The sequence below is a fragment of the Gracilibacillus lacisalsi DSM 19029 genome, from assembly GCF_000377765.1.
In the GTDB taxonomy this organism is placed as follows: Bacteria; Bacillota; Bacilli; order Bacillales; family Amphibacillaceae; genus Gracilibacillus; species Gracilibacillus lacisalsi.
Map to the genome: position 1 here is coordinate 458,993 of NZ_KB898662.1, position 12,395 is coordinate 471,387.

8 protein-coding genes are annotated in these 12,395 nt (G+C 37.5%); all 8 read right to left on the minus strand.

Annotated elements, in window-relative coordinates:
• Positions 1–6: 6 nt before the first annotated feature.
• Positions 7–1,389, minus strand: coding sequence for an ATP-grasp fold amidoligase family protein (locus tag D569_RS22365; protein WP_018930751.1), 1,383 nt, complete (start codon positions 1,387–1,389; stop codon positions 7–9).
• Positions 1,373–4,012, minus strand: coding sequence for a glycosyltransferase (locus tag D569_RS22370; protein ID WP_018930752.1), 2,640 nt, complete (start codon positions 4,010–4,012; stop codon positions 1,373–1,375). Before D569_RS22370 ends, D569_RS22365 begins: the two co-directional genes overlap by 17 nt.
• A complete protein-coding gene (locus D569_RS0102155) occupies positions 3,993–6,521 on the minus strand; it encodes a glycosyltransferase (RefSeq protein ID WP_018930753.1) in 2,529 nt (842 codons plus the stop codon). The genes D569_RS22370 and D569_RS0102155 overlap by 20 nt, the downstream gene beginning before the upstream one ends.
• A gap of 22 nt (positions 6,522–6,543) precedes the next feature.
• Complete coding sequence (locus D569_RS0102160; protein WP_018930754.1) at positions 6,544–8,124, minus strand: ABC transporter ATP-binding protein; 1,581 nt, start codon at positions 8,122–8,124, stop codon at positions 6,544–6,546.
• Between the two features lie 20 nt (positions 8,125–8,144).
• Entirely contained in the window at positions 8,145–8,939 is a 795-nt protein-coding gene (locus D569_RS0102165; protein ID WP_018930755.1) for an ABC transporter permease, read from the minus strand.
• 23 nt (positions 8,940–8,962) lie between these two features.
• On the minus strand, positions 8,963–9,745 hold the full coding sequence (locus tag D569_RS0102170; protein ID WP_018930756.1) for a glycosyltransferase family 2 protein: 783 nt from the start codon (positions 9,743–9,745) through the stop codon (positions 8,963–8,965).
• A gap of 10 nt (positions 9,746–9,755) precedes the next feature.
• Positions 9,756–10,886, minus strand: a complete 1,131-nt coding sequence (locus D569_RS0102175) for a glycosyltransferase (RefSeq protein WP_018930757.1) — start codon at positions 10,884–10,886, stop codon at positions 9,756–9,758.
• Positions 10,887–10,981: 95 nt separating this feature from the next.
• Positions 10,982–12,091, minus strand: coding sequence for a glycosyltransferase (locus D569_RS0102180; RefSeq protein WP_018930758.1), 1,110 nt, complete (start codon positions 12,089–12,091; stop codon positions 10,982–10,984).
• Positions 12,092–12,395 lie beyond the last annotated feature (304 nt).

The window sequence follows — 12,395 nt, forward strand, 5'->3', positions numbered from 1 at the left end:
TGCCTCCTACCTTTTCTCGTCCTGTATGGACTTTAGCATTTCATCATAATATTGAAATGTTTTTCTGTCCATTAAATCCTGGAATAGACGTGTTTCCGCTTCTTCAAAGTACTCGCCTAACCAACTATCTGTAACTTGATCAAATTCATCAAAATTCCCCGGTTTTGGTGTGAATTCACCAAACACCAATTCATTCTCTGTTTTTAAGAAATCTATTCTAATAAAAGGTGCCGGAATTTCCTTACTTATCATTTCTGCAAGTTCGATTTCCTGTTGTGATACACCCGCACCCTTGTACAGCTCATTTTCATATCTTCCAGTCGATATTCTTTTCCCATCTCTTGTCCACCAGCAATATCTTAAAGCAGGATATCTTTCTATTTCTAGAACCAATGCTACTTTACCATAGAAGCAATAAAATTTGATATCTTTTGCAGATCGCTCTTGCTCATTACCTATTAACTCTTCTACCGACCATTGGTTTTCTTTTACCCAATTGCTTTCTAGGTCTTGTTTCATATGACTTCTTAGTGAGTCGATACCATGAATCACTTGCTTACGCCGTACATCTTGAATATGTTCTGAATGGAACACAAGATATACACCGCGTGATCCTGCACCATCAACTGGTTTGATAACACTATTTTCCTTTAGTGGTACCGTATCAATAGAATATTTCTCTTGCTCATACCATGGCCTTCTTATTTTTAATAAATCGATGAATTTATATGCTAGTCGTTTATCATCTAACAAAATCTCTGGCATTTTTTTATTTAGGCGCCATTTTTTTGATTGAGAAACAAGACTTGCCTGAAATGATGACTTCACCTTAGCAGAAGGATAATCTGCCAAGTTTCTCAGCATAAATTCAGGCGTTTCTTCTAATGATAAATTCGCTAATATTTTATGATACAAATAATCTGTTATCTCAGTATTTTCATTATGCTTATATCGATGTGCAACGGCTCTTAATCCGTGGTTTAAATCCTGATTTACTTTCTGTTTCTTTGCAATGATCATATCAAGCAACGCATCGATTTCAGCAACTTGTGCACCTTGCTTTATTATACTCTCGATTTTCGTTCTTTCAAGCTCTTTTGCCGACAAAATCTCTAAAAATTTTTCTTTTGTCGTATTTTTTTCTTTTTCTAATGCAAGCTCTACTTTTAAAGATTCGATTTGTTCGATTAATCCTTGGGTGTCTGGTTGTTTTTCATTAGCAGGCAACTTATTTGCCGCCTTCCACTTCTTACTGTCCTTCAATTTTTTCGTTTCCTTGACAGTTTGCTGATTTTTCTTCTCGATATATGCTAACTCTGCTTCCTTCTGGATGAGCTGTTGCACTTTATGTTGGTCATTATTCTCTTTACGATCAGTGATGGTGATCACCTACTTCCGCTATAGTTGGTAATAAATGAGGCTCCAAACGATCAGCATGTAAAGAATAACCAAATTGCTCTTCAACGAATTGTAATGCTGTTGCTACTTGTTTCTCGTATAGTTTCGGATCTTGCATTAATTGTCTCACTTTTTCTTGCACTTGATTTGGCTTAGCATAAATGGCTGCATCTTGAAATAAGCTCTGATAGCTTGGAGAAATGACGACCGGCACACCGACTGCCATCGCTTCAAAAATTACTCGACCAAATGCCTCGATCCAACCTGGATGTGTATAGTAAACAAAAACATCGATATTTTTCAAAAATTCCTTTGGTTCGACCTCACCGAATTCATGTACTACCCAATTTGGTGGGAGTTCTCCAAGTAGTTTCTTCGGTACTTGTGCTCCACCTAAGACATGGATTTCAAATTCATCTGATTCCGGATAAATGGTCAACAATTCTTCTTTATCATTTGGCCATTTTACATATTGTGCTCGAGAATGACGACCTATTTTAATCGGTCGATCTGATGCTGGTCGCTCAGCTCGTTTCCATTCTGCTACATTAATGATATTCACCCAATCTTCTGGCGCTAATGTAATCGCCTCTAACTCTTTCTGATGGTGTTCTTCAAGGGCTTCGCGAACAGAAGGACCAATCGGATACCAAATGGCTTTTTTGCCAAAGTATTGTTGCAATCGATTGGCACAAGTTCTGATCTTATATAAAGGTTTTTCCTTTTTGGTATAATCCCTTTTTGGCGGTTGATTGACAATCACTTTGATACTTTTCGCTTCAACATCAGGTACATATTTCTGCCATTCCTGTAAAACAGGAGGATGACGAACAATGAGTACATTACAGCTAACTTTTTCCCCATAACTAATCATTTGAACCTGCTTACCATCAATCTGCTCGCGAACCTTTGGATTTATCATCTTTGCCGAATGTAAATCATGCCTGTACAGTTGGATTAAGCCTGTTTTTAAACCTAGTTCTTTCTGTGCTTTTATTTCTTCGATATTGGACATGTTGGTACCACCGAGTAGTCTGAATTCCGAGACAATGATCACATCAAAATGACGTCTGCCATGAGCTGATTTTTCTTCTCGGACTGGCCACATCGGTTCTGGTACTGCAAAAGGTCTTTCCGTCATCGGGAATGGGTAATATACATCTTCATGTGTTTGATGATAGGTTGTATAAGCATCCAAGTATTCTTTTCTCACGCCCATAAAGTATCCATGATAACCAAAAACACGGTTAGCAGTTAATGAACCACTTGATTGACGTTGAAAAGCACATGGCCCAGTTGGTAAATCGACTACAGCATCTTTCCCAAACACTTTGATGAGTCTTTTTTTGAACTCACCATCTGCACCAAATCGGACACTATCCCAATAGCCAATCTTCTCAAGGACTTCTTCTCTTCTAAACATTAATGAAGACATATTCGCAAATAAATATTCCCCTGGCTTACCACGTCTATGGAAATGTAAATCTTCTGTTACCCTTGCTTGTTGTGACGTATTCGCCATCACAGCCGGATTTTCTAACAGATGTTCGACTTGAATCTGAATCTTCGCAGGATGTGACCAATCGTCTGCATCATTAATCGTGACAAATGCTCCACTTGCTTGTTGCAGTGCTTTATTTCTTGCGATATATGCACCAGCATTCACATTGTTCTGCAACAACTTTATTCGGTGATCCTTATGGGCATACTGTTCCACTACTTCAGTCGTATTATCCGTACTGCAATCATCGACAACCAATATTTCAAGGTTTGTCCATGTTTGATTGGTCATAGCATCTAACGCTGTTTGAACCGTTTCAGCTGCATTGTAAACGGGGATAATTACGGTTACGACAGGCCCCTGTTCTTGTCGGTCTAATCGGTCCGTTACTTCGATTGCATCATACAATGTCCTACCCTCATTCTGTGTCACAGGTGTAAGCTGATGAAGGGCAAATGCTTTATTGATCCACTCTATTTTCTCGTCATTCGTTGTTTCGGCTGAAGCCATAGCTAAGCAAAGGTCTGCGTGATGTTGTTGTTTCATTTGTGCTAAAAGAAGCTGCTTTGCTTGATCATGCTCAGCCAAATGTACGAACAATTCTGCTTCTAAAATAGCTACTTTCCTTGACCAATCCGGTGATAGTGTATGCTGCTTTAACACGCTTAGATAGGAAAGAGCTTGAGTTGCTGCAGAAGTAGTATATTGATTTGCATACCATACAACAAGTTCTAGTGCTGCATTTTTCCTATCATATCGATTGTTTGTTTTCTCCACTATTTGCTTCCATTCCGTAATGACTGTGTCGTAAAAACCATATTCATATAAAGAGCGTTTTAATTTTTTGATTTTCTGTTTCGATTTTTTCTGCATTTGTTTTTTATCAAAGACTTGTTTGATCGTCTTTTTTCTCGTTGCAATTGCTTTAGCGTTTTTCGCCCAAGTAAAACCGGATCTAATCACTTTATTCTTATCAATACGGTTAAAGGTCGTTAACGTCTTATCGTATGTTAGCTTATTTTCAATATATCGTTGTTTTTCCTGTGCTAACTTCGCTTCTACTTCTTGTAGTTTTTGTTCGACATCGATTTGATTATGATCGTTTTGGGTCATGAAGATCTGGCTCCAATCTTGCAAAATGCATCTGATAACCAAATTGCTCTTCGACAAATTGCTGAGCTTTTGCGACTTGCCTATTGTATAATTCGTCGTCTTGCATTAATTGTTTTACTTTATTTTGCACTTGTGCTGGTTCCGCATAAATCGCTGCATCTTGAAATAGATTCTGGTAACTTGGTGGGATAATAACTGGTACACCAGCTGCCATCGCTTCAAAGATTACCCTACCGAATGCTTCAACCCAGCCTGGATGTGTATAATAAACAAATACATCTAATTCTTTGAGGAATGTTTGTGGTTCCACTTCCCCAAATTCATAAACCTTCCAATTAGCAGGAATTTGTCCAAGTACTTTCTTTGGTACTTGCGCTCCTCCTAACACATGTATTTCGAATTCATTAGATTCCGGATATATCGTTAATAGATCCTCTTTTGTATGTGGCCACTTCACATATTGTGCGCGTGAATGACGACCAATTTTAATAGGTCCTTGTTTAGCCGGTCGTTCTTGTCTTTTCCATTCCGCTACATTAATAATATTTAACCAGTCAGAAGAAGCAAGATTAATAGATGCTAAATCTTCTTTATGATGTGTTTCTAATGCCTCTCTAACAGACGGACCGATCGGATACCATGTTCCTTTATCACCGAAATACTCTTTCAACCTATTGACAGTAGTAGGAATATCGTATAACGCTTGTTCATCTATCGTATAATCTCGCTTCGGTGGTTGATTGACAATCACCTTGATTGATTTTGCCTCTACATCTGGTAAGTGCTTTTGCCAATCCTGTAAAACTGGTGGATGGCGAACAATTAATACATCACAGCTAACTTTTTCACCATACACTAACATTTGCACTTGTTTACCATCGATTTGTTCACGTACTTTTGGGTTAAGTGTTGTGACAGAGTTTAAATCATATCTGTACATCTGGACAAGACCAGTTGTTAAGCCTAATTCTTTTTGGGCCTTAATTTCCTCGATATTAGATGCATTAGTACCACCAAGCAATCTAAATTCTGATGCTATTATCACATCGAAATGTCTTCTTTTATTTTTCACACGTTCCGGTAGCATCGGCTCTGGAACTGGAAAAGGTCTTTGTTCCATAGGATATGGATAATATACATCTTCCGCATGCTCATGGTGATATAATTGTGATTCTAGGTAATCCTTCCTTGCTCCCATAAAATAGCCCGGGAATCCGAAGGCAGAGCTTGCGGTTAAAGATGTTTCTGTTTGTCTTTGGAAAGATAATGGCGCTGTTTTTAATTCTACAACACTTTTCTCACCGAACACATTCTTTACTCGACGAACAAATTCAGAGTCCCCGCCAAATCGTACGCTATCCCAGTAACCAATTGCTTTCATCACCGGTTCTCTCCGGAACATAAAGGATGACATATTAGAAAAAACATACTGTCCAAATTTCCCTCTGCGATAGAATGTCATATCTGTCGTTGCTCGTACTTGTTGCGAGAAATTAGCGATGGTAGACGTATGTTTGATTAAATGATTCACTTGTGTCGCAATCTTCTCTGGGTGTGACCAGTCGTCTGCATCATTGACGGTTACAAACTCCCCAGTAGCAAGTTGTAAAGCAGCGTTCCGTGACACATAGGCACCCGAATTCTGCGTGTTTTGCATAAGTTTAATACGGTTATCCTTCTTCAAATAGTTCTCAACCACTTCTAAGGTATGATCTGTACTACAGTCATCGACCACCATGATCTCAAGGTTTTGCCAAGACTGTGTTGTTAAAGCACGCAACGTTGTTAAGATCGTATCTTCCGCATTGTAGGTTGGTACAATGATCGTTACTTTCGGCTGATTGGTCTGATTGGTCCAGTTATCGTTAGCCAGTGTTGTGATCGAATCATATGTTGTAGCTGCTCTGTTTTCATTAAAGTTGATCGGTGTATTTTGATAACTTGCATAGATGGAATTGATCCATTTCAACTTCTCTTCATGGTCATCCGCTACGTTGGCTAATGCTAGATAAAGATCTTCATGTTGTTCCTGCTTCAGAGCTTTTAACAAAATATTTTTCGCCTGCTCTTTTTTCTCTAATGTTACTAATGCTTCTGCAGCCATGATCGCATACTTACGATTTAAAACACGATCCTTCTCACCATTGGAAAGCTCACGAATAATCATAAGGCTTTGTTTTGCATGTTCTTTATCATACTTATTGGCATGCCAAAGACTTAGCTCACGGCCAGATAATTTTTGTAAAAAACGGTCTTCGGTATGTTGATAAAGGTTAGATAGATCTTCTAACCCTTTGTCAGTAAAACCCATACTGTATAATTTATTTCTGATTCGATCCACTTTTTGTAATTGGGATCTTTTCTTGCCAGGTTTAATGACCTTTTTTAACAATGCTTTTTGTTTATCTGTTAGCAGACTGCTTAAAAACTCTTTTTGTTTAGTATTCATTTTTTTATAAAGAATCCAGTCTACTGTCGCAAAAACTTTATTTTTTACTTTTCTTATCATTTCTAACACACCCATACTTAGGTTATTGTTTCACTACTTGTTTCTTCTTTTTCTTTGCTTTCGCTTTAGCCTTCGGTTTACTTCGGTTTGTTGCTTCACGATATGCGGCTACGACTTCTTCTGAAGCGCCATCTTGTCTCACTTGACCTTTTTCAATCCAGATGGCTCTCGTACAAACCGTCTCAACAAATTTCATACTGTGTGACACGATAATAACTGCCTTTGCTTGTTCCATCATTTCTTGTATCTTCTCACTTGCTTTCTGTTTAAATGCGACATCACCTGTTGATAAAGCCTCATCAATAATAAAGATGTCTGGCTTTAGGATCGCGGCGATACTAAACCCTAACCTTGCTCTCATTCCACTGGAGTATTGTTTAATTGGCTTATAAATTTTATTTCCTAATTCCGAAAATTCAATGATGTCATCTACATGTTTGTCAACTACAGCTTTTGATAAACCTAATAGCATTCCATTTAAGTAAATATTATCTATGCCTGGTAACTGTTGATTAAATCCAGTACCATAGCTTAACAATGCAGTTGTTTCACCATTAACGACCACTTCACCTTCGTCAGGCTTCAATATCTTAGTTAACACTTTACACAACGTACTCTTCCCTGCACCGTTATGGCCGATAATACCGACTACTTCCCCTTCCGAAATAGTGAAATTTAATTTATTTAAAGCAATATGTTCATTTTTGCGTTTCTCATTAAATTTAATCGTTAAATCTTTCACAGATACGACTTCTTCGTTCTTAATGACTGATTCCGTTTTGGTTAGTTCAAGACGTTTTCGCGGTTTTCTTTGCACTTTTGGAATCGTTGCTTCATATTGCTTCAATATGTCCTCTGGCTCACCAATTGCCCGAATTTCACCTTGCTCAAGCCAGATTAATCTGTCACAATTTTTCTTCGCATAGCGGTGACTGTGGGTTACGATGATTACCATTTTTGCTTGACCTAACAGCTCACGGATTTTCGTAGCTGCTTTTTGTCCGAATGCTCGGTCCCCTGTATTCAAGGCTTCATCCAAGATTAAAATTTCTGGCTCCAAGTGTGCTGCTACACTGAAACCGAGTCTTGCTTTCATCCCGCTTGAATAGTTTTTCATTGGTCTATCAATGAACTCCCCAAGCTCAGAAAACGCATGGATTTCATCGAAAAACTCGTCTATTTTTGCTTTACTGATACCTAACATCATACCGTTTAAGTAAACATTTTCCCGTCCTGTTAATTCTTTATTAAACCCCATGCCTAAAGAGAAAAGAGCAGACACTTTGCCATTCACCTGTAAATTTCCTTCATCTGGATGTAGTATACCTGTTAAAGCTTTACATAATGTTGTTTTTCCCGAACCATTTGACCCAACAATTCCAAGCACTTCACCTTTATACCCTGTGAAATTAATATGGCGAAGCGGCCAAATTATCTTTGGAGCTTTTTTCTTCTTGTTTTTGTCCTTATTCGAGAGATACTTTATGGCTATTGATTTATAGTCATCTCTTGCATGAGAACTAAAGGCAACCCCTAAATCATCTGCTTGAATGACGACTTCTTTTTGATTTTGTAAGGCGTTCTCTTCATTTGTTGTAACCATGGTAAACAACCCTCTTTTTTTTATAATACTTTAATGATCTTATGTTCGTTTTTGTAATAGTGATATAACATAAATAATATCGCGATGATCGAAACTACTGTTATCACGAACAAGCCTAGGAATTGCGGTGTCTGTTGCTCCATTAAGATGGCACGGTAAGCATTTAATAATATTGCAACAGGGTTCAAATCCAAAATAAAAAGTAACTGTTCAGGTATTCTTTCACTGTCCGCTATTCTACTTCCTTCCCATATAATTGGTGAAGAATAAAAGAATATGCGCAGCACGTGTGATAAGACATTATCAATATCCCGTACAAATACCGTAATATATGATATGAATAAACTGATTGCACCTAAGAATATCAGCGTAATCAAAATAATCACAGGTAATAAAATAATTTGCCAGCCTGGTACATAGCCAAATACAGCTAAGAAGATAGCGATAACCACTAACCCAAAACAGAAGTTAAACAATTGGGTAACCGATAATGATAGTGGAAATATCGCTTTTGGTAAATACACTTGATTAATAATCGATGAATATTTAGTAATAGATTTCGCGGAAGAATTAACGGTAGTATTGATCCAACGCCACACCACTAAACCAATTACTAAATATACGGGATATCCTGGTCCGCCACGTCCTAACAGAATCACAACAAGGAAATAATAGACAACCACATTTAATAATGGATCTAATAACCACCAAAAATACCCTAAATAACTATTTCGGTTTTCTGCTTTCAAACTTGATTTCACAAGATATATAAGTAAATCTTTTCTTTTTAATATTTCCGATATATAATTCAACATTTGCTCTTAGACACCACCAATTTTTACCTCATATAATTTAAATATGCCTTCACCTTTAAAAATACGTAATGAGCGAAATACCACAAGCTCTTTAAAAAGCTCAGTTCTTCGACTTGCCTGTAAACGATCCAATTTTGTTTCGCCATTCTGACTTTGTTACTTGATATCGAATTACTTCTTACTCGATATGCTGCCAGTACTTCTTGTAAACCATAAGCTTTGTAACCACGCCTAGTGAGGTTAAGCCATAATGCATAATCTTGCCGGGAACGGATGTTAGCCATCCGAATGTCAGGAATCTTTTTTCGATCCAATATAACGGTTAAGCATCCGATCACACAGCTTTTCAACAGCTGCTGATATGTTGCAGCTTCTGGCATCTCGACATCTTTTTCTATTCTGTGTCCTTCATCATTGACTTGGACTCGTTTATATCCTGTATAGGTAAAAGCATAATCATGCTCCCTCATAAACGTTAATTGTCTTTCTAATTTTTCCGGCAACCATCTATCATCACTATCCAAAAAAGCGATATATCTGCCATATGCGTTTTCGATTGCTGTATTTCTAGCGACCGCTGCCCCTTGGTTTTTTTCAAGGGCAATCAGTCGAATTCTATCGTCTTCTTTCTGATATTCTTCAATAATCGAGATTGTCTGATCGGTTGAACCGTCATCCACAATTACCATTTCCCAATGCGGATAGGTTTGCTGTCGGACCGACTCTATCGTCTCTCGTATATACGTTTCTGAATTATAGGTTGGCGTAATTACAGAAACAAGATTGTAATCTTTTATTTCATTCATATTTTCCATCCTATTTATTTAATAATTGCTCATACCATGCCAAGAGCTTCTTCTCCTGAGATTCCCAGCTTAACTCCTGTAAGACCGCTTTTCTACCATTATACCCCATCGTCTCCGCTTCTAGTGGATGATTGTTTAAGTATTCTACAGCAGCGATCCATTCTTGCTTATTTTCCGGATCAACGGTAATACCACATTGATGCTGGTCGATAAATTCCTGCCATCTTGAAAAATTCGAGCAGATGATCGGCAATCCTGCACTCATATATTCAAAAAACTTCGTTAGTTCCTTCTTCAAATAATGATCGGTTGCGGGAAAAATCGCTAAACCAGCAATCCAATTTTCGTTTAAATAATAACTATCAATCTCTTCTCGCTCAACAAAACGGTCAATCCCGTCAAAGTGGAGGTAGTCTTGCTTGTCACCTGCATGTTCTTTCATTTTTTCTGCTAAGTTACTCGGGCATTTCCCAACTAAATAAACATGCTTGTCCATGATCTTTGGTATTTCAGCATGGTAAAATGCGCCTCTTTCCACCGATACATTTCCGGTGTATAACAATTTGTCGCTCACCTTGCTTCGATCAATTTCCTGATTGATTAATTTCTCATTCAAGATCGGATAATTGAGGATGCATGTCCCACGTTGATAACGATCATAGTAATATTTTTCTGCTAGACAAAGCTCCATTTTCTTTACTAGTAACCGTTCCATACCATTGTACAATTTACCAATTATTCGTTTGATCGGCTGAGGAAAATACTCTTTCTGCATAATACTTGTATAATAATCCTCATGTACATCATAGATGATTGTGTTATCTTTCTTTTTTAACAGCCAACCGACAAAGATTAATTCCGGATCATGAAAATGATAAATATCCGCCTTCATCCTTTTTGCTTGTTTATAGGCTTGGATTGGCCCAAAGAGCATTCGTTTCCAGCGATTGGCATACTTCTTAAGTGGAATGATGTCTACTTTATTTTGCTCATCCTGACTATCACTTTGTTCATCGATTGGAGCCATTAACGACACATCATATCCACTCTTTTGCAGTGATACACATTCTTTATGGTAAATTCTCGTATCATATGGGTGATGAACAGTCGTGATATGGACAATTTTACTTGATTGAGACAAATAGATAAACCTCCACTTCTATAAAGGCAAACTTAAGTTTTGCCTTCGTTTAACTGATACTTTTGAACAAATAATTCGATGTGAACAACCATTAATTATAGCACATCTAGAAAGATTTGTTCATATTGTCTTACGATCTTGTTAGAGTTAAAGAATGTCGCACGTTCATAGCCTTTCGCTGTGATTGTTTGCAATTCTTCTGGAGTTGCTTGTAAAACAGCGAGCATATTCTCTGCAAGCTGCTCTTGATCACCGACAGGACTTAACAACCCATATTTGCCGTTGTCCAATACCTCTGATGGACCAGAGCGACAGTTGGTTGATACAACAGCTGTTTTGGTCGCTAATGCTTCGGCAATTACATGACTAAATCCCTCATGCTTAGATGACAGTACAAATAAGTCGGCATGACGGAAATAAACATACGGATTTTGTTGAAACCCAAGAAAATGTACACGATCTTCTATGTTTAATTCGTTTGATAACTGTTTTAATTCATCATATAAATACCCTTCTCCAAGCATCACCAACTGACTAGCGCATTGTTCATTTACCTTTGCAAAAGCGCGTAGCATCGTGTGATGATCTTTTTGAGGGACTAATCGTCCAGCGGTAATGATCATCTTGTCATCTGTATCAAATAATGACTGATGATCGAAGTCTTCTTCTTGATTAGCCAGATCTGTAATATTGGCGACATCGACCGGGTTATAGATTACTTCAATCGATTTTCTCGGTACTTTATACCGTTCGACTAGATTGTCTTTTACCCCTTCTGAAAGGGAGATAATTTGATTCGCTAACCGATAAACAAGGCCAAATCCTAATAACTGAAGATTTTCTTTCCATGTACCACCTAGATTATCCGCTTCCCTAATCACATTTTTAGCTTTTGTCAAAGAGGCTAATTTTGCCAATATCGCAATCGTGTTTACTCTTGGAATCGTACTAAATACAATGTCTACTTGTTGTTCTCGAATTATTTTTGCTAATTTAAAAATCGATCTGCTCAAACGTTTCGTATCCAATTTAATAAAGGTTACATCATCTTTTAGTGCATGCTCATAAGACCCATCATAGTTTAGCGTGACTAAGATGGGGGAAAATTTATTTCTATCTAAGTTATTGATAATGTTTAATAAAGTTCTGGCAGCTCCACCGGCGCCCATTTGATAGATAAAGAACACGATGTTTACTTTTTTCATCTGTTTTCTTTCCTCCTGCTTACGATCAGGCTGCTTATATCTGTTCGTTAAAAATGTCTGTTTATGACTGTGCGAACCGAAAACTGCAAAATTTTACATTTTCATCACATATCTTTCTATTTTATACGATATTTAATAGAAACGAAAGAGTTATTAGCGAAATGTAACGCAATTGAAAAAGAGTAAAAGGCAGTACTATTTATTCGTAACTTAGTGGGTAGTTTTCTTCAAAGAGTTAATAATATCCTATTTCAGAGAACTTTCCCTAGGAAAAGAGCTATATCCACAGAACAGCTCCTCTTAT

What these genes read in the sequence shown, in the direction of transcription:
- D569_RS22370 (WP_018930752.1), bottom strand. Translation starts at nt 4,012, where the DNA reads ATGACCCAAAACGATCATAATCAAATCGATGTCGAACAAAAACTACAA.
- D569_RS0102155 (WP_018930753.1), bottom strand. Translation starts at nt 6,521, where the DNA reads ATGATAAGAAAAGTAAAAAATAAAGTTTTTGCGACAGTAGACTGGATT.
- D569_RS0102160 (WP_018930754.1), bottom strand. Translation starts at nt 8,124, where the DNA reads ATGGTTACAACAAATGAAGAGAACGCCTTACAAAATCAAAAAGAAGTC.
- D569_RS0102165 (WP_018930755.1), bottom strand. Translation starts at nt 8,939, where the DNA reads ATGTTGAATTATATATCGGAAATATTAAAAAGAAAAGATTTACTTATA.
- D569_RS0102170 (WP_018930756.1), bottom strand. Translation starts at nt 9,745, where the DNA reads ATGAATGAAATAAAAGATTACAATCTTGTTTCTGTAATTACGCCAACC.
- D569_RS0102180 (WP_018930758.1), bottom strand. Translation starts at nt 12,091, where the DNA reads ATGAAAAAAGTAAACATCGTGTTCTTTATCTATCAAATGGGCGCCGGT.